General features: G+C 67.4%; 21 protein-coding genes and 1 pseudogene. 13 read left to right on the top strand and 9 right to left on the bottom strand.

The annotated features are described in order from the left end of the window. Positions 1-5: 5 nt before the first annotated feature. Complete coding sequence (locus NM962_07615; protein ID UVO14602.1) at positions 6-746, bottom strand: 1-acyl-sn-glycerol-3-phosphate acyltransferase; 741 nt, start codon at positions 744-746, stop codon at positions 6-8. 196 nt (positions 747-942) lie between these two features. Here NM962_07615 and NM962_07610 point away from each other — a divergent pair, with 196 nt between their 5' ends. The 4 genes from NM962_07610 to NM962_07595 are packed head-to-tail and all read left to right on the top strand — an operon-like array spanning position 943 to position 4,802. Next, positions 943-1,767: an arylamine N-acetyltransferase gene (locus tag NM962_07610; GenBank protein UVO14601.1), complete on the top strand. Its 825-nt coding sequence runs from the start codon at positions 943-945 to the stop codon at positions 1,765-1,767. Further along, positions 1,767-2,393 carry a S1 family peptidase gene (locus NM962_07605; GenBank protein ID UVO13920.1) on the top strand — a complete coding sequence of 209 codons (627 nt, stop codon included), beginning with the start codon at positions 1,767-1,769 and terminating at the stop codon, positions 2,391-2,393. Before NM962_07610 ends, NM962_07605 begins: the two co-directional genes overlap by 1 nt. A gap of 60 nt (positions 2,394-2,453) precedes the next feature. After that, positions 2,454-4,289, top strand: a complete 1,836-nt coding sequence (locus tag NM962_07600; protein UVO13919.1) for an acyl-CoA dehydrogenase — start codon at positions 2,454-2,456, stop codon at positions 4,287-4,289. 18 nt (positions 4,290-4,307) lie between these two features. Beyond that, complete coding sequence (locus NM962_07595; GenBank protein UVO13918.1) at positions 4,308-4,802, top strand: hypothetical protein; 495 nt, start codon at positions 4,308-4,310, stop codon at positions 4,800-4,802. A gap of 95 nt (positions 4,803-4,897) precedes the next feature. Here NM962_07595 and NM962_07590 read toward each other — a convergent pair whose 3' ends face one another. After that, positions 4,898-6,370, bottom strand: a complete 1,473-nt coding sequence (locus NM962_07590; GenBank protein ID UVO13917.1) for an aldehyde dehydrogenase — start codon at positions 6,368-6,370, stop codon at positions 4,898-4,900. Between the two features lie 54 nt (positions 6,371-6,424). Further along, positions 6,425-7,192 carry a class I SAM-dependent methyltransferase gene (locus NM962_07585; protein UVO13916.1) on the bottom strand — a complete coding sequence of 256 codons (768 nt, stop codon included), beginning with the start codon at positions 7,190-7,192 and terminating at the stop codon, positions 6,425-6,427. Positions 7,193-7,303: 111 nt separating this feature from the next. Here NM962_07585 and NM962_07580 point away from each other — a divergent pair, with 111 nt between their 5' ends. The 3 genes from NM962_07580 to NM962_07570 are packed head-to-tail and all read left to right on the top strand — an operon-like array spanning position 7,304 to position 9,687. Continuing rightward, on the top strand, positions 7,304-8,458 hold the full coding sequence (locus NM962_07580) for a glycosyltransferase family 4 protein (GenBank protein UVO13915.1): 1,155 nt from the start codon (positions 7,304-7,306) through the stop codon (positions 8,456-8,458). A 23-nt stretch (positions 8,459-8,481) separates the two neighbouring features. After that, positions 8,482-8,907, top strand: a complete 426-nt coding sequence (locus NM962_07575; GenBank protein UVO13914.1) for a DCC1-like thiol-disulfide oxidoreductase family protein — start codon at positions 8,482-8,484, stop codon at positions 8,905-8,907. Continuing rightward, positions 8,908-9,687 carry a PhzF family phenazine biosynthesis protein gene (locus NM962_07570; protein ID UVO13913.1) on the top strand — a complete coding sequence of 260 codons (780 nt, stop codon included), beginning with the start codon at positions 8,908-8,910 and terminating at the stop codon, positions 9,685-9,687. Here NM962_07570 and NM962_07565 read toward each other — a convergent pair. Beyond that, positions 9,684-11,414 carry a hypothetical protein gene (locus NM962_07565; protein ID UVO13912.1) on the bottom strand — a complete coding sequence of 577 codons (1,731 nt, stop codon included), beginning with the start codon at positions 11,412-11,414 and terminating at the stop codon, positions 9,684-9,686. The two genes, NM962_07570 and NM962_07565, sit on opposite strands and share 4 nt — an antisense overlap. A gap of 7 nt (positions 11,415-11,421) precedes the next feature. Beyond that, on the bottom strand, positions 11,422-12,675 hold the full coding sequence (locus NM962_07560) for a DUF3068 domain-containing protein (GenBank protein ID UVO13911.1): 1,254 nt from the start codon (positions 12,673-12,675) through the stop codon (positions 11,422-11,424). A gap of 104 nt (positions 12,676-12,779) precedes the next feature. On the opposite strand from NM962_07560, the gene NM962_07555 reads away from it, so the two are divergent. Beyond that, the gene (locus NM962_07555; protein ID UVO13910.1) at positions 12,780-13,970 is read left to right on the top strand and encodes an acyltransferase; all 1,191 of its coding nucleotides are present in this window, start codon (positions 12,780-12,782) and stop codon (positions 13,968-13,970) included. On the opposite strand, the gene NM962_07550 is transcribed toward NM962_07555, so the two are convergent. Next, complete coding sequence (locus tag NM962_07550; protein ID UVO13909.1) at positions 13,907-15,235, bottom strand: DUF2236 domain-containing protein; 1,329 nt, start codon at positions 15,233-15,235, stop codon at positions 13,907-13,909. The two genes, NM962_07555 and NM962_07550, sit on opposite strands and share 64 nt — an antisense overlap. Before the next feature lie 150 nt (positions 15,236-15,385). On the opposite strand from NM962_07550, the gene NM962_07545 reads away from it, so the two are divergent. Further along, positions 15,386-15,979, top strand: coding sequence for a TetR/AcrR family transcriptional regulator (locus NM962_07545; protein UVO14600.1), 594 nt, complete (start codon positions 15,386-15,388; stop codon positions 15,977-15,979). Positions 15,980-15,990: 11 nt separating this feature from the next. Here NM962_07545 and NM962_07540 read toward each other — a convergent pair. Beyond that, positions 15,991-17,327, bottom strand: a pseudogene (locus NM962_07540) (oxygenase MpaB family protein). Between the two features lie 95 nt (positions 17,328-17,422). Between NM962_07540 and NM962_07535 the strand changes: the two are divergent. Continuing rightward, a complete protein-coding gene (locus NM962_07535; GenBank protein ID UVO14599.1) occupies positions 17,423-17,998 on the top strand; it encodes a TetR/AcrR family transcriptional regulator in 576 nt (191 codons plus the stop codon). A gap of 10 nt (positions 17,999-18,008) precedes the next feature. Here the strand turns inward: NM962_07535 and NM962_07530 are convergent, their stop codons facing one another. Both NM962_07530 and NM962_07525 read right to left on the bottom strand, forming a co-directional pair. Then, entirely contained in the window at positions 18,009-18,986 is a 978-nt protein-coding gene (locus tag NM962_07530) for a phosphotriesterase-related protein (GenBank protein UVO13908.1), read from the bottom strand. Between the two features lie 53 nt (positions 18,987-19,039). After that, on the bottom strand, positions 19,040-19,498 hold the full coding sequence (locus tag NM962_07525) for a MarR family transcriptional regulator (protein ID UVO13907.1): 459 nt from the start codon (positions 19,496-19,498) through the stop codon (positions 19,040-19,042). Between the two features lie 159 nt (positions 19,499-19,657). On the opposite strand from NM962_07525, the gene NM962_07520 reads away from it, so the two are divergent. Genes NM962_07520 through wrbA form a run of 3 tightly spaced genes read left to right on the top strand, consistent with a single transcriptional unit; the run spans position 19,658 to position 21,988 of the window. Then, entirely contained in the window at positions 19,658-20,755 is a 1,098-nt protein-coding gene (locus tag NM962_07520; GenBank protein ID UVO14598.1) for an LLM class flavin-dependent oxidoreductase, read from the top strand. Continuing rightward, on the top strand, positions 20,752-21,351 hold the full coding sequence (locus tag NM962_07515) for an FMN reductase (protein ID UVO13906.1): 600 nt from the start codon (positions 20,752-20,754) through the stop codon (positions 21,349-21,351). The genes NM962_07520 and NM962_07515 overlap by 4 nt, the downstream gene beginning before the upstream one ends. Before the next feature lie 34 nt (positions 21,352-21,385). Continuing rightward, a complete protein-coding gene (gene wrbA, locus NM962_07510; protein UVO13905.1) occupies positions 21,386-21,988 on the top strand; it encodes an NAD(P)H:quinone oxidoreductase in 603 nt (200 codons plus the stop codon). The last annotated feature ends 120 nt before the right edge of the window (positions 21,989-22,108 follow it).

Raw genomic sequence — 22,108 nt, 5'->3', positions numbered from 1 at the left:
AGCGCTCAGCCCAGGATCGGCAGACGGCGTTCGCTGGCGAGCTTGTCCAGCGCGTCCTGCATGACGGCGCGCACATGCGCGTCCACGACGTCGATATCGGGGTCCTCGCCGAACTCGGCGATGACGTCGATCGGCTTGCACACCTGCATGACGATCTTGGTGGGCAGCGGCAGGTTGACCGGCAGCACCGCGGACAGCCCGAACGGGAAGCCGAACGAGATCGGCAGAATCTTGACCCGCATCAGTTTGTCCAGCCGTAGTGCCTTGGCCAGCCCGGTGCCGCGGGACAGGTAGAACTGGCTTTCCTGCCCGCCGATCCCGACCGTCGGCACCAGCGGCACCCCGGCATTGATCGCAGCGCGGATGTAGCCCTTGCGTCCGCCGAAGTCGATCTTGTTCTCTTCCAGCGTGGGCCGGTAGACGTCGTAGTCGCCGCCGGGGAAGACCACCACCACGCCGCCGGAGCGCAGGGCCTCGTCGGCGTTGGAATGGTTGGCCGGGATGAAGCCGGTCTTGCGGAAGAAGTCGGCGGTGAAACCGGTGAAGATCAGGTCGTGGCTCAGCGTGTAGACCGGACGCTCGTAACCGAAGGTGTCGTAGAAGCCGGTGGCGAACACCGGAACGTCCATGGCGAACAGGCCCCCGGAATGGTTGGAAACCACCAGGGCGCCCCCCTTGGGGAAGGACTCCAGGCCGCGCACCTCGGCCCGGTGGTAGCCCTTGATGAATGGCCGCAGCAGGCCCATGACCCGTTCCGTCAGGCCCGGGTCCCACTTTGTGATGGGCCGGGGAACGTCGTCCGACCAGTCGTTGTCCGGCGTGTCCACCGCGACCCCCTCAATTGAAACGTGTTCTAGTTTTTCCTATGTTACCGGCTCAGGCCCGGCGGTGGATACCATCAGCAAACTGTTCTGAGTAGCCCGAGGGGAGCTCCGCATCGACCTGCAGGCGTATTTCGACCGGATCGGCTATCGCGGTAGCACCGAGCCGACGCATGAGACGCTCACCGCCCTGGTGTCCGCGCACGTCCGTCGCATCCCGTTCGAGAACCTCGACCCCCTGATGGGCGTGCCCGTGATTGACCTCAGCTCGGCGGCCCTGAGCGCAAAGCTGGTGGCGCGACGCCGCGGCGGCTACTGCTACGAGCACAACAACCTGATGCGCGAGGCGCTGTCCGAACTCGGGTTCGCTGCCGAGCGGCTGGCCGGGCGGGTGGTGTGGATGGACCCGGAAGGGCTGGAAGGCCCGCCGAGCCCCCAGACCCACCAAGCTCTGGCGGTGACGATTCCGGGATCGGACCAGCGGTATCTCGTCGACGTCGGATTCGGCGGGCAGACACCGACCGCGCCGGTCCCGATGCTCCCCGGCGCAGTCCAGCAGACGTCCCATGAGCCGTTCCGGCTGCGTCGACACGGCAATGACGCGGACGAGTTTGTGCTGGAGACGCTGATCGGCGAGCGCTGGCGGCCGCTGTACATCCTGGGACTGCGGCCACGGCCGCTGATCGACATGCAGGTGGGCAGTTGGTATGTGTCCACCTTCCCCGAGTCGAACTTCGTGGTCGGTCTCAGCGCGGCGTTGGTGACCGACGATGCGCGCTGGAACCTGCGCGGTCGCAACCTCGCCATTCATGCCCGAAGCGGTACCGAGCGGATTCGCTTCGACGATGCCGCGCAGGTATGCACGGCCCTGACCGACCGCTTCGGCATCGATCTGGCCGGCTTGGGCGACGTCGAGGCCAAAGTGGCATCGGTGCTGGACACCTGATGGTCAAGATCGCATTGGCGGGCGTCATGACGGCCGCGGGACTGGTCTTCGCCAGCATCGCATCGGCCGGGCCGATGCCGGGCATCGAGTTGCTGGACGACAGCAGCAGCTGCACAGCGGGCTTTCTCACCCAGGACGACGCCGGCGGCTATTACCTGTTGACCAGCGGTCACTGCGATTCGCACGACGGATCGCAGTGGACCGATGTCTTCGAGACGCCCCTGGGCCGGATCACTGCGAGTGAGAACAACGGCGAGGACCGCGACGCCGCCATCATCCGGCTCGACCCGGCCGCTGGCCGGCCCAACGGCAGGATCGCGGGCCGTTACCCGGTGGCCAATGTGCTCAGTGCCGATCAGATTCACGTCGGGATGGAGATCTGCAAGACCGGTGCCCAGACCGGTGAGACCTGCGGTCCGGTCAGCGCCATCATCGGCAACCTTGTGGAGACCGATGTGTATAGCACCATCGGCGACAGCGGCAGTCCCGGCTACGTGGTCAACTCGGACGGCACCGTCAGCGCGGTCGGGATTCTGCAGGGCGGACCGGTGGATGACGACTACTCCACCGACTTCGTCCTGCTGGATCCGTTCCTGCGTCAATGGGGATTACACGTGGTGCGTTAGGGTCCGCTGAAACGTTGCGATTCCGGCGACCTGCGCACCGTCAAGGTGCATGCTGGACCAATGGGTCACTACAAGAGCAATGTGCGCGACCTGGAATTCAATCTGTTCGAACTGCTGGGGCTGGAGCAATGTCTGGCTGACGGCGCGTTCGGAGATCTCGATGGCGACACCGTGCGCCAGATGCTGGCCGAAGCCGCCCGGCTAGCCGAGGGGCCGGTGGCCGAGTCGTTCGCCGCCAGCGACCGCCATCCGCCGGTGTTCGACCCGGCCACTCACCACGTGACGCTGCCCGAACCCTTCAAGGAGTCATTGCGCGCCTGGCAGGCCGGCGAGTGGTTTCGGATCGGGCTGTGCGAAGACGTCGGCGGTGTCCCGGCGCCGGCGATGGTGTCGTGGGCGATCGCCGAGCTGGTGCTGGGCGCCAATCCGGCGGTGTACATGTTCATGGCCGGCCCGGTCTTTGCGAACATCCTCTACGGGCTGGGCAACGAGCAGCAGCGGCACTGGGCTGCCATGGCGATCGATCGGAACTGGGGCGCCACCATGGTGCTGACCGAACCCGACGCCGGCTCTGACGTGGGGGCGGGCCGCACCAAGGCCATCGAGCAGCCCGACGGCAGTTGGCATATCGACGGCGTCAAGCGATTCATCACCAACGGCGACAGTGACGACCTGTTCGAGAACATCATGCATATGACCCTGGCCCGCCCCGAGGGCGCCGGGCCGGGAACCAAGGGGCTCAGCCTGTTTCTGGTGCCCAAGTTCTTGCCGGATCCCGAGACCGGGGAGCCCGGCGAGCGCAACGGGGTGTTCGTCACCGGGCTGGAACACAAGATGGGGCTGAAGGTTTCAACCACCTGCGAACTTACCTTCGGTCAGCACGGGATTCCGGCGAAAGGGTGGTTGGTCGGTGACACCCGCAACGGTATCGCGCAGATGTTCCACGTCATCGAGTATGCGCGAATGATGGTGGGAACCAAGGCGATCGCCACATTGTCCACCGGCTATCTCAATGCCCTGGAGTACGCCAAGACGCGCATTCAGGGGGCCGACCTGACTCAGATGACCGATAAGACCGCGCCGCGGGTGACGATCATCCACCACCCGGATGTGCGGCGCGCCTTGATGATGCAGAAGGTCTACGCCGAGGGCATGCGAGCGCTGTACCTCTATACCGCTGCCCACCAGAACCCGCAAGTGGCCCTGCAGGTCTCAGGCGCCGACGCCGAGATGGCCGACCGCGTCAACGACTTGCTGCTCCCGATCGTCAAGGGCGTCGGATCGGAACGGGCCTACCAATACCTGACCGAATCGCTGCAGACCTTCGGCGGCTCGGGTTTCCTGCAGGACTATCCGATCGAGCAGTACATCCGAGACGCCAAGATCGATTCGCTGTATGAGGGCACCACCGCGATTCAGGCCCAGGACTTCTTCTTTCGTAAGATCGCCCGCGACCGCGGTGTGGCGCTGGCGCATCTGGTGGCCCAGATAGAGACGTTGATCGACAACACCGATGGCCATAAGGAACTGGCTGACTCGCGCAAGCTGCTGGCCGCCGCGCTCGACGATGCGCGGGCGATGGTGGCTGCCATGACCGGCTACATGTTCGGCTCACAGCAGGAGGCCCGAGAGCTCTATCGGGTGGGCTTGGGCTCGGTGCGGTTCCTGCTGGCCGTCGGCGATCTGGTGATCGGCTGGCTGCTGCTGCGTCAGGCCGAGGTCGCGCTGACGGCGCTGGACCAAGGAGCGTCCGGTGATGAGCAGCATTTCTACCGCGGAAAGGTGGCGGCGGCGAAGTTCTTCGCGGCCAACGTGTTACCCCGGCTCGGCGCGGATCGACGCATGGTGGAAGGCGAGGACCTCGCGTTGATGGATCTCTCCGAGGACGCGTTCTAGCGAAATAGGTTCCCCACCTTGGACACCCACACTGGGAAATACCGGCTGCCCGACCTTGGCTATGTCATCGTCCGGTGGGCTCACGAGCTGGCCCAGGGGCGCGGCGCGGTGGTAGTGGAACCCGATATCGAGGGGATCCGCCGTCGCGACGGCGCACTGGCTTTCGTCGATGTGGCGCCGTTCAAGACCGTGCCCGACGGGCCGTTGGCAGTGTTGCGTGAACTGCTCGACCTGGAAGCCCTGGAGCTGCGTGCCTGGAGCAGGCGCGGGTTCGCCCGGTTTCACAAGCGCGCTGCGGCCAAACAGGCCGAGACGATCTGCCGGGAACGGGGCAGCGAGGCCGCTGTTGACTGGGTGCTGACCAACGCCACCATCGATCCGGTGGATCTCGATGAGCTCCGAGATCGGCTCGGGGCGCGGCTGTATACCGCCGGCGGGCGCGACGAAGACTTCTACCGCGCCCAGGTAGGGCGCTGCCTTGAGTACCGCCGGCGGCGTCGACTCAACGGCTAAGCCGTCGATCAGCTGCGCCGTTGCCGGACCTTGTAGGTGGACGGCCACGACACCCGGGTGTCGTGGCCGGACAGCGGTGTCCGGGGCGCTGTCGATCAGGCGTCCAGGGTGTAGCCCATCGGCATCAGCACGCTCTTCTGCTGGGTGAAGTGCTCGACGCCCTCTTTACCGTTCTCCCGGCCGATACCGGAGTTCTTGAAGCCGCCGAACGGGCAGCACGGGTCAAAGGCGTACCAGTTGATTCCGTAGGTCCCGGTGCGGATCTTCTTGGCGATCTCGATCCCGCGCGGGACGTCCGAGGTCCACACGCTGCCGGCCAGCCCGTACATCGAGTCGTTGGCGATCGCGACCGCGTCGTCCTCGGTGTCGTAGGCGATGATCGACAGCACCGGCCCGAAGATCTCCTCTTGGGCGATCGTCATGGAGTTGTCCACGTCGGCGAACACGGTCGGCTCGACGAAGAAGCCTCCATCCAGGCCCTCAGGCCGGCCACCGCCGCAGACCAGCCGGGCGCCTTCCTCGATGCCCTTGGCGATGTAGCCCTCGACCCGCTCGCGCTGCTTCTCGCTGATCAGCGAACCGATCTGGGCGCCCGGGTCATCCGGCAGGCCGACCGGCAGCATGCTGACGAAGTTCTTGACCGCCTCCACAACCTCCTCGTAGCGCGAGCGCGGTGCCAGGATGCGGGTCTGGGCCACACAGGCCTGCCCGGTGTTCATGATCCCGGAGAACACCAGCATGGGGATCGCCGATGCCAGGTCGACATCCTCGAGCACGATGGACGCCGACTTGCCGCCGAGTTCCAGGGTGCACGGCTTGAGCAGGTCCGCGGCGCGCTTACCGATCTCCTTGCCGACGGCCGAGCTGCCGGTGAAGGTGAAGATGTCCACGTCCGGGTTGGACGTCAGTGCCTGGCCGGTGTCGGCGCCGCCGGGCACGATCGACAACACGCCTTCAGGCAAGCCGGCGTCGGCGAAGGTCTGCGCCAGCAGGTTCGCGCTGAACGGGGTTTCGGCGGCCGGCTTGAGCACCACCGTGCAGCCGGCCAGCAGTGCCGGACCGAGCTTGTTGACCGCCAGGAACAACGGCACGTTCCACGCCACGATCGCACCGACGACGCCGATCGGTTCCCGGCGCACGATCGTCTGGCCGTAGGCGCCGGTGCGGATCTCTTCCCAGCTGACCTCGTCGGCGGCCGGGCCGGCGAAGAAGTTCAGCGCGCCCAGCGAGCTCATCCAGTGCATCGTTTCGACGCTCAGTGGGGGTTGTCCGGTCTCAGCGCCCAACAGCGACGTGAACTGGTCCTTGCGCTCTTCCATCAACTTGATCGCGGCGGCGATCACCGCGGCGCGCTCGGCCGGCGGCGTGGACGGCCACGGTCCGGAGTCGAAGGCGGTGCGCGCCGCGGCGACTGCATTGTCGACATCGGCCTTGGCTGCCAGCGGCACCTTGCCGACGTACTCGCCGGTGGCCGGGCTGCGAACTTCGATCACCTGGTCGGTGGAGGGCGCGGTCCACTTGCCGCCGATGAAGAGGGTGTCGTATTCGGTGATGCTGGAGTCGGTCATGGGCGCCACCCTACCTAGCCGACCGGCGGATTAGAACACGTTGCAGTCAATCGATCAGTCCGGTTGCAGAACCAGCACCAGATTGCTCACTCCGAACTCGCGAATGCCCGGCAGCTTCGTCATCGACCATGCCCATCGCGGGTGATAACGAGGGAAAGCAGTGACCAGGGCGCCGGTGTGGTGGGCCCAGTCCAGCCCTTCGGCGGCAGACACCGCGAACAATGACGAGCCGTAGTTGTTCTTCGGCGGGTGGCCGTGCCGGCGGGTGTAGCGCCGGGCGGCGCGCTGCCCGCCCAGATAGTGCGTCAGGCCCATCTCGTGGCCGCCGAACGGGCCCAGCCAGACCGTGTAGGACAGCACTGCCAGACCGCCGGGCCGGGTAACCCGCAGCATCTCGTTGCCGAGCTGCCACGGCCGCGGCACGTGCTCGGCGACGTTGGACGACAGGCAGATGTCCACGCTGGCGTCGGCGAACGGTAGGGCCATCCCCGAGGCCCGTACGAAGCTGCCCGGGGCATCCGCGGGCCGCGGGCCCGCCGCGTGCATCTCGTCAGGGTCCGGTTCCACGCCGATATAGCGCAGCCCGGCGTCGGCGAACGAGGTGGCGAAGTAGCCCGGACCGCCGCCGACATCGAGCAGGGTCTTGCCGGCCGGATCGTCGCCGCACACCCCTCGCCACAGCTCGGTGACCATAGCGGCGGTGTCGTCGGCCAGCGCACCGTAGAACCGGGCCGGCGCGCTCTGCTCGTAGCGGAACGCCGACAGCAGGCGCGCCGAGCGGGCCAGCGTCGCGCGTCGCGCGAACTTCTCGGTGGCAGCCACCGAGCCAGCCTAGAACCCGGCCAACGTGAAGGTCGCCGCACGCCGGGGGCCGAACGTGCAGCTGGCTTCACGCTCGGCGGGGTGCGGAGCGGGCCGACTACCCTGGTCGGCGTGTCTGCCGTCCGTTCCGTCCTGCTGCTGTGTTGGCGTGACACCGGGCACCCGCAGGGCGGCGGCAGCGAGACCTACCTGCAGCGCATCGGCGCCGAGCTGGCCGCCGCCGGCATGGCAGTCACCCTGCGCACCGCCCGCTACCCGGGCGCGCCCAAACACGAGGTCGTCGACGGCGTGCACATCAGCCGGCGCGGCGGGCCCTACACCGTGTATCTCTGGGCGCTGGGAGTGATGGCAGCGGCGCGCATCGGCCTTGGACCGCTGCGCGGCGTGCGCCCCGACGCGGTGATCGACACCCAGAACGGGCTGCCGTTCCTGGCCCGGCTGATCTACGGGCGGCGGGTCGCGATGCTGGTGCACCATTGCCACCGCGAGCAGTGGCCAGTGGCCGGGCCGGTGCTGAGCCGGATCGGCTGGATGGTGGAGTCGAGGCTCTCACCCTGGCTGAACCGGCGCAATCAATACCTGACCGTGTCACTGCCCTCGGTGCGCGACCTGATCGAGCTGGGAGTGGGCCCCGAGCGCATCGCGGTGGTGCGCAACGGGCTCGACGAGGCGCCGCCGGCGACGCTGACGCAGCCTCGCTCGACGACGCCACGGGTGGTGGTGCTGTCCCGCCTGGTGCCACATAAGCAGATCGAGGACGCGCTGGACGCGGTTGCGGCGCTGCGTGCCGAAGTACCGGGCCTGCACCTCGATGTCATCGGCGGGGGTTGGTGGAGCGACCGGCTGGCGGAGCACGCCGCGGAACTGGGGATCGCCGACGAGGTCACCTTCCACGGCCACGTTGACGAGGTCGCCAAACACGAACTGGTGCAACGGGCTTGGGTACACGTATTGCCGTCACGCAAGGAAGGATGGGGCCTGGCCGTCATCGAGGCGGGTCAGCACGGTGTGCCCACCATCGGCTACCGGGCCTCAGGTGGGCTGTCCGATTCGATCGTCGACGGGGTTACCGGATTGTTGGTCGACGACCGCGACGAGCTGGTCGAGCAACTGCGGCGACTGCTGGCGGACGCGGTGCTACGCGAGCAGCTCGGCGCCAAGGCACAGGACCGCAGCGCCGAATTCTCCTGGCGGCAAAGCGCCGAGGGCTTGCATACTGTGCTGGTGGCCGTCCGAGAACGTCGCTACATCAGCGGCGTGGTGTGAGGCGATAGCGCGGAGGTGTACCGGTGACTGACCAGCCCGTGGCTCCGGTGCTGCTCTACGACGGTGTCTGTGGAATCTGTAATCGATCGGTGCAGAGCATCCTGCGGTTCGACCGGCGCGGCACGCTGCGATTTGCGGCATTGGAAAGTGACTTCGCGCGCGCGATTATCGAGCGTCATCCGGACCTGCGCGACGTTGACTCGATGGTCTACGTGGAGAACCCCGGCCGGCCCGACGAGCACATCGACGTTCGATCGGCGGCGGCCCTGCGGGTGCTGAGCTACCTGGGCGGGCCCTTCCGGCTGCTGCTCGCGGCTCGAATCATCCCGGCAGGACTGCGTGACTGGCTCTACGACCGCTTCGCCGCCGTCCGCTATCGGTTGGGTGGTCGGCACGACACCTGCCCCATCCCCGGGCAGGGCGTGCGGGCCCGCTTCCTGGACGCTTAGGTGTCCGTCCCGACATATGTAGTCGACACGTTCACGGCGGTCAGGTTCCGGGGGAACCCCACCGGTGTCGTGGTGCTGGATGGTCCCGCCGACACCACGTGGATGCAGGCGGTGGCGGCTGAGCTCAACTGCCCGGCAACAGCATTCATCGGGCCAGCCAAATCCGGTGCCGGTCCGCGAGCTCTGCGGTGGTTCAGCCCGGTGGCCGAATTGGCGTTGTGCGGCTCGGGAACCCTGGCCAGTGCCCATGTCCTGGGTGGGGATCAGTCCTTCCAGGTGGGCGAGCGGTTGCTGTCCTGCACGACGGGTCCGGATGGTGCGATCTCCATGGGGTTTCCGGCGGACCCGGTACGCCGCGAGTCGCCGACAGCGGAGCTGGTGGTGGGCCTGCCTGGGGTGCGCATTCGCTCGGTGTGGCGGGGAAGCATGGACGTGGTCGTGGAAGCCGGATCGGCGGCCGAAGTCCGTGCGCTGGTACCGGACACGGCGTCGCTGGCGAAGGTCGACGCCCGCGCCGTCGTGGTTACGGCAGTCGGTGACGGCGGCGCCGACATCGTGAGCCGGGTGTTCGCGCCCCGTTTCGGGCTGTCCGAGGACCCGGTGACCGGCTCGGCGCACTGCACTCTCGCCGCGCTGTGGGGCGAGCGCCTCGGGGTCGACGAGTTCTCGGCCGAGCAGGCCTCTGCGCGAGGCGGGCAATTGCGGGTCCGCCGTGACGGCGACCGTGTCATCTTGACCGGTCACGCCGTGACCGTCTTCAGCGGCGAACTTCGCCGTTAACCGCGCAAGCGGCGTTGCATCAAGGGCGCCGCCAGACCTCCCGCGCCCGCTACCAGCATCCCCAGCCACACCAGGTGGGCGGCCATCGCGGCGCGACGCGGTCCGGTCGACGCCTTCGGCGCGCGGCCGCCGACCCGGTAGACGGTAAGGTCAGAATCTCGGTAGGCCACGGGAAGCCGGGTCAGAGTTTTTGCCGCAGAGCCTATTTCGCCATCGACGTCGGTTTCCGTGACCACCCATCCCACTCCGTTGACGCCGAGCGTGGCGGGCTCAGCCCCGGACAACAGTGCCTTCTGCACCTCGCGGGCGTGGCTGCCCTCCCCGGGCACCGTGTGTCCGCCGACGGTCAGGTCGCCGGTCGTGAGCACCTCGGCGCGCACCCAGCGGGGCAGCGGATCGAGCACCGGAGCCGGCCCCGCCCAAGGGAAGTGGCGCATGGTGTCGGCCGGCAGCACGGCCACCGGGCGCGGATCGGCGTTGATCTTGGCCGCCACCGCCGCCCAACCGGGGGGGTAGTGCACCGGCGTGACCCGCCCGGCCACTCCCCAGGCCAGGTCGGGCAGGACGACGATCAGCGCGACGCAGCACACCAGCGCCGCCCGCGCCGGCGCCAGCCGGTCCCGCAGCCCCACCACCGCCCCGGCACCAGCCAGTAGGTAGCCCGGCACCGCCAGCGCCACCCACTTCTGACCGTCGCGCAGCACCCCGAGCCCAGGTGCGATCTCCGTCGCCCAACGCAGCAGCGCGAGCCCCGGGCCGGTGGCCAGAAGGGTGAACGTCAGCACCGTCACGCCCGCCAGGATCAGCAGCGGCCGCACCGCGGGCAGGTCGCGCACCGAGGCCCATCCCAGTCCCAGCACCCCGATGAACACCGCCGTCGCCAGCAGCGCAAAAGCGGTTCGTCGCGAACCGGGCACCGCCTCGGCGTTCCAGATCCCGCCGAGGCCGGCGAGGCTGCCCAGGGTGCCTAGCCCGGGCTCGGCGCGGGCCGCGAATGCCGCCACCCCGGCCGACTCGCCCTGTGCCGACCCCGGGCTCAGCACCACTGCCATCAGCCACGGCAGCGCGGCGGTCGCCGCGATCGCCACTGCGCTGGCCGCGCACCACCAGCGCGGCGGCCCGGACCCGGGCGCCGCGACACACACCAGCGCCACCACCGCCGCCAGCAGGAGCCCGGTGGGTGTCAAGCCGGCCAGCGCCAGAAAAAACACCAGGCCGAACAGCCCGGCGGAGGTGAGGGGAAGCCGGGACCGCCGCATGGGCCCGGTTGCACCGGCGCGCAACCGCAGCATCGCCACCGCCACCCACGGCAGGCAGCCGTACCCGACCAGCAGGCTCCAATGGCCCTGCAGCAGTCGCTCGGCCACATACGGGTTCCAGATCGCCACCGTGATCGCCACCAGCTGACCGGGCAGCCCGGCCTCCGGCAGCACGATCGCCACCAGCCGTGCGGCACCACATCCAGCCAGCCACAGGCCCACGAACAGCAGCGCCTTGACCACGGTGCCGCCGTCGATCAGCCGCGACGCCAGCGCCACTGCGAAGTCTTGGGGCACCGCTCGCGGAGAGGCTTCAGCCAGTCCGAGGGCCGCGCCGGTCAGATATGACCGCGGCGTCGAAACCGCGTCTCGCAACAGCAAATAACCCGGGCGCAGCAATGGCGCCAGGATGAGCAGTGTCAGCCCGAGTGCATAGCACGGCGCGATCCAGCGCCTGGCTCGCACCACCGCGGAACTACGGTTGGTCGGGAGCCGAATCCGGGGCGCTCGCCTCTGGTGGCGCTGCCGGCCGGTCCAGCTGGGGACGTTGCGCCGGAATCTTCTCGGTCTCGGCCTCGGCCCCGGACGGGCGGTCGGCCGTGGGTGCCTTGGGCGCGAAACCGCCGAAGAATCCGCCGTCGGAGCCATGCTGGTCGCTACGGCCCAGCGCGGCCTCGGCCGGCAGGCTGAACCAGCCGACCAGGACGCCGCCGATCAAGCAGATCAGCCCCGCTGCGGTGAAGGTGATCGGCAGGACCCGGGACCACAGCGCCACCCGGTCGCGTTCGTTACGGGCCGCGTTGACCTGCGCCTCGATGGTCTCCTCGGAGCTGGTGACCGTGTAGTCGGCCAGTGCAATCTCCGGCTTGAGTGCGTCTCGGGCGTAGTAGTGGTTGGCGTGCAGCTTCGACTTGACGATGGTGCCCGAGACGGGGTCGACCCACATGGTGCGCTGCGCGGCGTAGTACCGCGTCATCGTGACCTCTTCGTCGGGGTCAGCGCCTTCGATGTTCCAGAGCCGGGCGGGTGCGGTGATCTCACCGTCTTCGTCGTGGCCGTACAGCGACGGGTAGCGCACCGGCTCGGCCAGGGTGCCGTCGCCGTCGTAGCCGACGTTCTGGACGAACCGGTAGGTGGTCAGCCCATTGACGTCGTCTTCGCCTTCGTAGTTGGCCTCGTAGGCCTTCTGCGCGATCGGATCGAAGTATTGGTAGGACTGCTTCTTGGTGGCGAAGGGGAACCGGTAGGACAGTCCTTCGTGCGGCAGGGCGATGTTGGTGGGCGGGCTCTCGTCATCAAAGTTGCGCGGCCGCTGCACCGAGCCACCCGGGTGGGTGTCATCCGAAATCGCCTCGGCGGTCGTGCGGTTCAGCGTCACGGTGTCGACGATGGCCAACAGCAGCCCGGTGTCCTTCTGCCGGTCCGCGCGCCGTAGCGACGAGCCGACCTGCAAGGTCACCACCTCGGCATTGGCGGGCGACTCGACACCGATCTGTTGCTGGGACACCAGCGGCACGTCCTGATCAACGACCGCGTGTTCACTGCCGAGGGACTCCGGGTCCAGCGCGGCGCCGCTGCCGTTGCCGATCAGCGTGATGTCGATATCGAGCGGGATCTTGGCGATTCTGCCTGCGGTGTAGGTGGACAGCAGCAGTGCCGCGACCATCAGGGCGGCGCCGAGGCCCATGACTGCGCATGCCGCGATACGCATCATGATTGCTCGGTTCACGTCGCCGCATCCTCCTTTTGTCCCCGTACCCAAATTTGTTCGACCCTAACAGCAGCAGCTGCAACAGCTACTGTGTGTCCATCGATGCCTCGGTCGGAAATCAGATGAGTCAGCAGGTGGGTGGCGTACGCAGCTTCCTGCCTGCAGTCGAGGGTATGCGTGCCTGCGCGGCTATTGGGGTGGTTATCACGCACGTCGCGTTTCAGACGGGACACTCGGCGGGGATCAGCGGCCGGCTGTGGGGTCGTTTCGACATGGCCGTCGCGGTGTTCTTCGCGCTGAGCGGATTTTTGCTGTGGCGTGGCCAAGCGGCCGCCGCGCGCGGACTGCGTCCGGCGCCGGCGACCGGGCATTACCTGCGGTCACGGGTGGTGCGGATCATGCCGGCCTACCTGGTGTCGGTGGTGGTGATCCTGGCCCTGCTGCCCGATGCCGGGGACGCCAGCCTCGTGGTGTGGCTGGCCAATCTCACGATGACGCAGATTTACGTGCCGCTGACCCTGACCCCGGGCCTGACCCAGATGTGGAGCCTGGCTGTGGAGGTCAGCTTCTACATCGCCTTGCCGTTGCTGGCGCTGGCGGCGCGGCGGTTGCCGGTGCGGGCCCGAATACCAGCGATTGCGGCTGTGGCGCTGCTCAGCCTGGGGTGGGGGTTCCTGCCCATCCACACGCCCTATGGGGTGAATCCGTTGAACTGGGCGCCGGCGTACGGCTGCTGGTTTGGGGCGGGCATGCTGCTGGCGGAGTGGGCATTCAGCCCGGTCGGGCGGGTGCACCGGCTGGCCCGTCGGCGGCTGCCAATGGCGCTGCTGACCCTGGTGGCATTCGGAGTGGCGGCCTCACCGCTGGCTGGGCCGGAAGGGTTGACCTCGGCCACCGTCGGTCAGTTCATCGTGCGCACCGCGATGGGTGGAGTACTGGCGTGGGCGCTGCTGGCGCCGCTGGTGCTGGACCGGCCCGACACACCGCACCGGTTTTTGGCCAGTGCGCCGATGGTGACGTTGGGCCGCTGGTCCTACGGGATCTTCATCTGGCACCTGGCGGCCCTCGACATGGTGTTCCCCGTGATCGGCCGATTCGCGTTCACCGGCGACATGGCGGTGGTGCTGGCGCTGACGATGGTGTTCACCGTCGCCATCGCTGCGGTGAGCTACGCCCTGGTGGAGCAGCCGTGCCGAGAGAAGCTACGGGGTTGGGAGACCCGGCATCCGCCGGAGCGCTCCGATGCTGATCAGGCGGCCTTGCCCGACGGGGTGTATTCGGCGGAGTCGCTGGTGAATTCGGGCGTGCCGTAGGCGGCCAGCCGCCGCTTGAGCAGTCGGAGGATGTAGGCGTTGGTCAGCCGGCGCAGGCCGGGGGTGCGTACAGCGCGTTGCACCACCAGCAGGCGCCCCGTCACGAACGGAGCCGTGCACGCGATCCGCGCGTAGTCGCCCGCGCCGAGCGTGACGCTCATCTTCTTGGCCACATCGCGTTTACCGCCGCAGAACGTCTTGACGAAAAAGACCTTGCTGTAGCTCTTCTCGACCGCATCGGCAATGCGCTCGCGCAGGGTCTGCTCCTGGCGCAGGTAGGCGGTCATGGTCGAGCGGACCAACTCCCCGCAGGTGGAGTCGTCGAAGTCGTCGCGCAGCAGCGCGGCGCGGGCGCTGAACACCCGAATGATCTCAGCGGGCGTGGTCGGCAGCAGCTCCTCGGGCAGGCCAAGGAGTACGCAGCGGTACCGGGTGAACTCGACCTGGGCGCGCTCGCTCGGCGTGAATTCGGTGCGCCCTTGGCGGCGGGCTTCCATCGCCAGCACGAAGAGGTTGATCATCCCGGCCGGCATTTGGTCGATTTGCGGGATCGGTAGCCCGTAGATGCCGATGTCCCATTTCGGGGATCGTTTGAGGGCGTTGAAGCGGACCATCGAGTGCATCAGCCGCACCATGGCCGCCGCCTCGAAGCCCGGGCCGTGCCGGTCCAGTGCGCCGGGCAGCGTGGTGACGGCGAAGAAGCTGGTGGTCTCGTTGACCCGCCCGGCGGCACGCTTGCCCGACAGTGCGCCGGTCAGTGCCATCGGCAGTGCAGCATAGGTGTTGAGGAAGGTCGCAATGAACGCTCCGCGGACGACGAACGGCGCCAACAGCGCCATCGGGAGTCGGGAGTGCTCTGCTCCCTTGTGAACCAGGTCCATGTCCAGCCAGTCCGGGGTGGCCTCCAGGTCGGCGATGAACGCGGCCAGCTCTGGCGGCGCGTCGGGCACCGCGTCGACACCGTTCCGGCAGGCCTGCTTAAGCATGCCGATCAGAGTGCTGACGTTGTACTGGCCCATCAACGCTGCGTAGGAGTCCGACACCACATCGCCCAGCCAGGTGGCCGTGGTGATCAGCTCGACGGCGGCATCGTCGGCCAGCAACCTGGCCCGGGTGGCGGGGTTGCCGGGCAGCGAGGAGACGTCGTCGGGGGAGGCCGCCGTGCGGTAGGGCTGCACGTCGAAGTCCAGGTTGCCGTAAAGCTCCGGCAGCAGCTCGGCTTGACGGCGAACGCGCTGGTACAGCTCGGGGTAGTGCGTGGGCATCCAAGACCTCCGATAAACGACGGCACTTCTGCACGATGGCACAAAATCATGTAATTGTGTCACAATAACAGGTGCGAAGACCCGCCGACGGATCCGTCGGCCCACCTCGCCCCGGCCCAGCTGGCCGGGCAGCATGACAGGATGAACACCATGGCCAGTCCGGCATCAGTCAAGGTCGGCGATCCCATGATTGGCACCGCGGGCGCCATCCTTGCGGCCGCTCGCGTGGAGTTCGCCCGGCATGCTTTTCGCCGGGCGAATATCGATGCGGTCGCCCAGCGTGCCGGGGTGAGCCGCCGCACGCTGTACCGGCACTTCCCCACCAAAGAAGCACTGTTCGAGCAGCTGGTTGAGGCCGACACACAAGCCCTGTTCGTCGAACTCGGCAACGCCGCCCGGGCGCAGGACGCGCGCGGTGCCATCGTGGAATGCTTCACCCTCGCCATGCGCCGCATCACCGAGAGCCCGCTGGCTACCGCGGTCATCGAAAGCGAGCCGGAACTGCTCATCGGAGTCAATACCCCCAACGGCGAGAAGGCCCTGGTGCGTGCCAGCCATCTGGTCGCCGCGACCCTGCGCCTGTGTGGAGTCACCATGCCCGACGACGAGGTCCTCACCACCGCCGAAATCCTGGTGCGCCTGGTCGCCTCACTGCTGACCAACAGAGCAGGGGTCCTCGACATCAACGACACCGCCGCCGTCCGCCAATACGCTCAGACTTACCTCGCTCGGCTGGTCTGGTAGCGCGCCGGTGCCTAGGCGTGTTTCGCCAGCTGCCCGGCTGGTGTGTAATCGTTTGCATCACTGGTGAATTCGGGCCTGCCGTACGTCTTGAGCCGACGTTTGACGAGCCGCACCAGGTAGTCGTCGATGAGCTGGCGCAGTGCGGGGATTCGGCTGGCGCGCCGCACCAGCAGCAGGCGCCCAATGATGAACGGTGCCGTCACGCCGATCCGCAGGTAGTCGGCCAGGCCGATGGGCACCCCCATGTTCTTGGCGGCGGCGCGATCGCCGTTGCAGAAGGCCTTCGTGAAAGCGGCTTTGCTGTAGCTCTTTTCGACGGCGTCGGCGATGCGCTCCCATCGCGTGTCGACGGGCCGCAGATAGGCGGCCATGGTCGAACGCACCATCTCACCACAGGTGGCGTCATCGAAGTCCTCGCGCAGCAGCGCCCCGCGGGTGTGGATGAGGTGGATGATCTCGGTGGGCGTGGTCGGCAGGAGCTCCTCGGGCAGACCGAGCAAAAACGCTCGGTAGCGCGTGAATTCGACGACGGCGCGCTCGCTGGCGCTGAATTCGGTGCGCCCCTTCCGGGCGGCGGCCGTGGCCAGCAGGTAGAGATTGATCATTCCGGCCGGCATCTGGTCGACCTGGGGACGGGGATCCCGTAGACGTCGACGTCCCACTTCTCCGAGCGTTTGAGCGCGTTGTAGCGGACCATCGAGTGCATCAGCCGCACCATGGCGGCCGCTTCGAAGCCCGGGCCGTAGCGGTCCAGTGCCCCGGGCAGCGTGGTGACGGCGAAGAAGCTGGTGGTCTCGTTGACCCGGCGCGCGGCGCGACGGCCGGACAACGCCCCGGTCAGCGCCATCGGCAAGGCGGCGTAGGTGTTGACGAAGGTCGCGATGAAGGCTCCACGGGTGACGAACGGCGCCACCAAGGCCGCCGGGAGGCGGGCGTGCCGCGCGCCTTCGCGCACCAGGTCCATGTCCAGCCACGGGGGTGCGACCTCCATGTCCGCGATGAATGCCACCAGCTCCGGCGGTGCGTCGGCAACCGCCTCGATGCCTTCGCGGCAGGCCAACTGGAGCATGTCGATCAAAGCGGTGACGCTGTATTCGGACATCAGCCCCGCATAGGGGTCGGCCACCACGTCGCCCAGCAGGGTCGCCGTGCAGATCAGCTCGACGGCTTGTTCGTCGGCTAGATAGGGAGCGCGATCGGCGACCCACTCCGGCAGCGCCGAGAGGTCTGCCGGATCGGTGGTGGTGCGGTAGGGCTGTGCGTCGAAATCGATGTCCCCGTAGAGCCCCGGCTGCAGGTCCCGCTGACTATGGACACGTCGCGCAAGCTCGGGGTAGTGCGTGGGCATCACAGCCTCCAGGTAACTAACATATTGTTAGTTACACAAGTAACAGCGTGGTACTTATGCTGTCAACTATGACTTTGGGGCAGTCACGGCGGCGGATGACGGCCGAGGCCAGGCGTAGCCAGATCCTCGATGTCACCCATGCGATCGTGGATGCGGAGGGCTTTCACGCCGCCACCCCCAACCGGATTGCCCGTGAGGCCGGGATCAACCGATCGCTGCTCTATCAGCAGTTCGGTGACCCCGCCGGCCTGTTCGTCGCGCTGATCGATCGCGAAGCTGCGCGGGCGGGCGCCCAGTTTGCCGAGGTGATCGCCGAAACGGCGGAACCGGGTGGGGACGGCGATCTGGCCAGCAGATTCGCCCACGTGGTCAGGGCCGCCGACGCCCATCCCGCGACGTGGCGACTGTTCCTGTTCCCCCCGCAGGGCGCGCCGCCCGAACTGCACGAACGCCTTGCGCAGGCGCAAGAGGTCGTGCGCGCCTATCTGGCGGGTGAGTTGCTGCGCAGCTACCCGGACCTGCCCGATCCCGACTACACCGCCCGCGTCCTGCATGCAGCCGCCCGGGAACTCCTGCAGTTGCGCCTCAGCGATCCCGACGCCGCCACCCCCGAGCGGTTGCATTCACTGGTCCGAACCTTGGCGCTACGCGTTGCTGCACCGGCGCGGTGAGCCCCCGGCCTCAGTAGCCGCCGGAGTGCTCGAAGATCTTGCGCGGGTTGTCGACCAGCATGGTGTGCAGCTGCTCCTCGGTGACGCCGCGCTGCCGTAGCGCCGGAATGACGTCATTGTGGATGTGCAGGTAGTGCCAGTTCGGTGCGGCCACTGAGCTCAGGTCGCCGGGCAGCGCGTCGAAATAGCAGTTGGCGTCGTGGGAGAGCACCATCTTGTCGGCGTGGCCGCGCTCGCACATGGCCGCCACCGTGTTCACACGCTCCTCGAACGGCAGGATCAGGTCGATCCCGAAGCGGTCCATGCCCAGATACGATCCCGCCGCGATCAGTTCCTCCAGGTAGCCCAGATCGGTGCTGTCCCCGGAGTGCCCGATCACCACCCGGGACAGGTCGACGCCTTCTTCTTCGAAGATGTGCTGCTGTTCCAGGCCGCGGCGGGTGCCGGCGTGGGTGTGAGTGGAGATCGGCGCGCCGGTGCGCCGGTGGGCGTTGGCCACCGCGCGCAGCACCCGCTCGACGCCGGGAGTCACGCCCGGTTCGTCGGTGGCGCACTTGAGGATTCCCGCCTTGATCCCGGTGTCGGCGATGCCGGTCTCGATGTCGCGGACAAACATGTCGGCCATGATCTCGGGGCCGTCCAGCATGGTCCCGGGTCCGCGATAGTGGTAGAAGAACGGCACGTCGTTGTAGGTGTAGATGCCGGTGGCCACCACGATGTTCAAGTCGGTGCCGGCGGCCACGCGGGAGATTCGCGGGATGTAGCGGCCCAGTCCGATCACGGTCAGGTCGACGATGGTGTCGACTCCGGCGGCCTTCAATGCGTCCAGCCGGGTGATGGCGTCGGCCACCCGGGCGCCCTCGTCGCCCCAAGCTTCCGGATAGTTCTGGGCGATCTCGGTGGTCATGATGAACACGTGCTCGTGCATCAGGGTGACGCCGAGGTCGGCGGTGTCGATGGGCCCGCGCGCGGTGTGGCATTGCGACATGGCTCGATCGTATGGAGATTGGTGCGGCGGTCGGTTGCCTTCGCCGAGAATGCCTACGGGTGCTCGAGCAGATTGTCGCGGATTCGCGCGTAGGAGTGGGTGAACAGTTCGACCTCGCGAGGGCTGAGCGAATCGAACAGGCCGGTCCGCACCGCTTGCACATGACCGGGCGCGGCGGCCCGCAACTTGTCCATGCCCGACTCGGTGAGTTCGGCGAACTGGCCGCGTTTGTCTTCCTCGCACTTGACCTGGTGGACCCAGCCGGCGTCGGCCAGCCGTTTGACCGCTCGGGTGACACCGCTGCGCGTCGTCACGGTGATGTCGGCCAACTCATTCATCCGCAGCCGGCGGTCGGGTGCCTCGGACAACAGCGCCAGGATCTCAAAGTCGGAGAGGCTCAGTCCTGAGTCGCTGACCAACTGCCGGTCCAGGCTGCGTAGCAGCAGGCGCGTGCTGTCGAGGTAGCCCCGCCACATCCGCTGTTCCTCCTCGTTGAGCCACCGTGTCTCCATGAGGCCTAAATATAGTTGACGAAACCACAACAGTCCAGGTAAGCGAGCGCGTTAAGCGGCTAGAAGATGCGGGAATGGACCAAGAACTAGTTGCGTTAGCAACTATCAGCTACAGTAATCACCAACACGCAAGGAGGACCTGCCGTGACAAGCACCGGTATGCAGTTCGGCATTTTCACCGTCGGCGATGTGACCGTCGACCCGACCACCGGCCGCGCGCCGGCCGAAGCCGAGCGAATCCGGGCGACCGTGGCGATCGCCAAGAAGGCCGAGGAGGTCGGCCTGGACGTCTTCGCCACGGGTGAGCACCACAACCCGCCGTTCGTGCCGTCGTCGCCGACAACCCTGTTGGGTTACATCGCGGCGCAGACCGAGCGCATTCAGTTGACCACCGCTACCACCTTGATCACCACGAACGACCCGGTGAAGATCGCCGAGGACTACAGCGTGCTGCAGCACCTCGCCGACGGCCGGGTGGACCTGATGCTGGGGCGTGGCAACACCGGACCGGTGTATCCGTGGTTTGGCAAGGACATCCGGGCCGCGCTGCCGCTGACGGTGGAGAACTATCAGTTGCTGCGCCGGTTGTGGCGCGAGGAGGTCGTCGACTTCAGCGGTGAATACCGCACCCCGCTGCACGGCTTCACCCTGGCGCCCCGTCCGTTGGATGGGATTCCGCCGTTCGTCTGGCACGGTTCTATTCGCTCTCCCGAGATCGCCGAGCTGGCCGCGCACTTCGGTGACGGCTTCTTCGCCAACCACATCTTCTGGCCGGCGTCGCACACCAAGCGGATGGTGCAGCTCTACCGGCAGCGCTTCGAGCACTACGGTCACGGTGGTGCCGACCAGGCGATCGTGGGCTTGGGCGGTCAGGTGTTCTTGCGGCCTAACAGCCAAGATGCGATCAACGAGTTCCGGCCGTATTTCGACAACGCCCCGGTCTACGGGCACGGCCCGAGCCTGGAGGAATTCAGTGCGCAGACCCCGCTGACGGTCGGCTCGCCGCAGCAGGTGATCGACAAGACCCTGGGTTTCCGGGATTACGTCGGCGACTACCAACGCCAACTGTTCCTGGTCGACCACGCGGGTCTGCCGTTGAAGACGGTGCTCGAACAGCTCGATCTGCTGGGCGAGCACGTAATCCCGGTGCTGCGCAAGGAGTTCGCCATCGGACGCCCCGCGCATGTTCCCGGCGCGCCGACGCACGAGTCCCTGGTCGAGGCGGCGCGGCAATCCGAGATCCAGGCGGCGTCATGAAGTTGATCGTGATCAGCGGCGGCCTGCGTGAGCCGTCGTCCACCCGGCTGTTGGCCGACCGGCTCGGCGCGGCGGTCCGCGCCGAGCTCGGGCAGGTCGATATCGAGGTCGTCGAGCTGCGGCACCTGGCTCGGGCGATCACCGACGCAATGTTGACCGGATTCGCCGCACCCGAGCTCGAGGCGGTGTTCGACGCGATCGCGGGCAGCGACGGGGTGATTGCGGTGACGCCGACGTTCAACGCGACGTTCAGCGGGCTGTTCAAGTCGTTCTTCGACGTGCTGCCCGAGCAGACCCTGGATCAGACGCCCGTGCTGATCGCGGCGACCGGCGGTACCGAGCGCCACTCGCTGGTGCTGGACCACGCCCTGCGTCCGATGTTCTGCTATCTGCATGCGCTGGTAGCACCCACCGGGGTGTTCGCCGCCACCGCGGACTTCGGCGCAGACGGCACCGGCTCAGGCCTGTCCGAACGGATCGCCAAGGCGGCCAGGGATTTCGCCCGGCTGCTGCGGGTGAGCGGCCCACGACCGCACCGGGACCAGTTCAACGACGAGCTGACCGAAATTCAGGGCCTGCTGACCGGCAAGCACTGACCGACCCCACACAACAACCAAAGGAGAGATGGCGATGACGAAGTTGGCGGTTATCTACTACTCGGCCACCGGCCACGGCACCAAGATGGCGCAGCGGGTGGCCCAGGCGGGCGAGGCGGCGGGCGCCGAGGTCCGTGTGCGCCACATCGAGGAGACGCGCGACCCGGAGACCTTCGCCCACAACCCGGCGTGGAGCGCCAACTACGCGGCAACCAAGGACCTGCCCGCGGCCACCGGTGACGACATCGTCTGGGCGGACGCCGTCATCTTCGGGTCGCCCACCCGATTCGGGTCCCCCTCAGCGCAATTCCGGAACTTCCTGGACGGCCTGGGCGGGCTGTGGGCCAAGGGTGCGCTTGCCGACAAGGTCTATGCCGGCTTCACGTCGAGTCAGACCGCCCACGGCGGGCAGGAGGCCACGCTGTTGAACCTCTACGTGTCGCTGATGCATTTCGGCGGCATCCTGGTCCCGCCGGGCTACACCGACCCGATCAAGTTCGCTGACGGCAACCCCTACGGCGTCGGGCACATCACCGGACCGAACAACCAGAATGAGCTGGACGAGGCCACCCTGGCCGCGCTCGACCACCTGGCCACACGGGTGGTGGGTGTCGCCGCCAAGCTCGCCACGGGCTGAGTTCTCCCCGTTCCTCCCCGGGTCTCCTCCCCGGGTCTCCTCCCGCGAGCAGACGCAAAGTTGTACTTTTCGCGCAGCAATTGGATGAGTTTGCGTCTGCTCGCGGTGGGGGAGACGACC

It is taken from the genome of Mycobacterium sp. SVM_VP21 (assembly GCA_024758765.1).
GTDB classification, from domain to species: domain Bacteria; phylum Actinomycetota; class Actinomycetes; order Mycobacteriales; family Mycobacteriaceae; genus Mycobacterium; species Mycobacterium heraklionense_C.
Note: the sequence above shows the minus strand (reverse complement) of the source record. Positions and strands in the feature narration are given on the sequence as shown.

What these genes read in the sequence shown, in the direction of transcription:
- NM962_07530 (UVO13908.1), bottom strand. Translation starts at nt 18,986, where the DNA reads ATGTCGCAATGCCACACCGCGCGCGGGCCCATCGACACCGCCGACCTC.
- NM962_07600 (UVO13919.1), top strand. Translation starts at nt 2,454, where the DNA reads ATGGGTCACTACAAGAGCAATGTGCGCGACCTGGAATTCAATCTGTTC.
- NM962_07555 (UVO13910.1), top strand. Translation starts at nt 12,780, where the DNA reads ATGAGTCAGCAGGTGGGTGGCGTACGCAGCTTCCTGCCTGCAGTCGAG.
- NM962_07545 (UVO14600.1), top strand. Translation starts at nt 15,386, where the DNA reads ATGGCCAGTCCGGCATCAGTCAAGGTCGGCGATCCCATGATTGGCACC.
- NM962_07550 (UVO13909.1), bottom strand. Translation starts at nt 15,235, where the DNA reads ATGCCCACGCACTACCCCGAGCTGTACCAGCGCGTTCGCCGTCAAGCC.
- NM962_07515 (UVO13906.1), top strand. Translation starts at nt 20,752, where the DNA reads ATGAAGTTGATCGTGATCAGCGGCGGCCTGCGTGAGCCGTCGTCCACC.
- NM962_07525 (UVO13907.1), bottom strand. Translation starts at nt 19,498, where the DNA reads ATGGAGACACGGTGGCTCAACGAGGAGGAACAGCGGATGTGGCGGGGC.
- NM962_07535 (UVO14599.1), top strand. Translation starts at nt 17,423, where the DNA reads ATGACGGCCGAGGCCAGGCGTAGCCAGATCCTCGATGTCACCCATGCG.
- NM962_07590 (UVO13917.1), bottom strand. Translation starts at nt 6,370, where the DNA reads ATGACCGACTCCAGCATCACCGAATACGACACCCTCTTCATCGGCGGC.
- NM962_07605 (UVO13920.1), top strand. Translation starts at nt 1,767, where the DNA reads ATGGTCAAGATCGCATTGGCGGGCGTCATGACGGCCGCGGGACTGGTC.
- NM962_07615 (UVO14602.1), bottom strand. Translation starts at nt 746, where the DNA reads ATGGGCCTGCTGCGGCCATTCATCAAGGGCTACCACCGGGCCGAGGTG.
- NM962_07520 (UVO14598.1), top strand. Translation starts at nt 19,658, where the DNA reads ATGCAGTTCGGCATTTTCACCGTCGGCGATGTGACCGTCGACCCGACC.
- wrbA (UVO13905.1), top strand. Translation starts at nt 21,386, where the DNA reads ATGACGAAGTTGGCGGTTATCTACTACTCGGCCACCGGCCACGGCACC.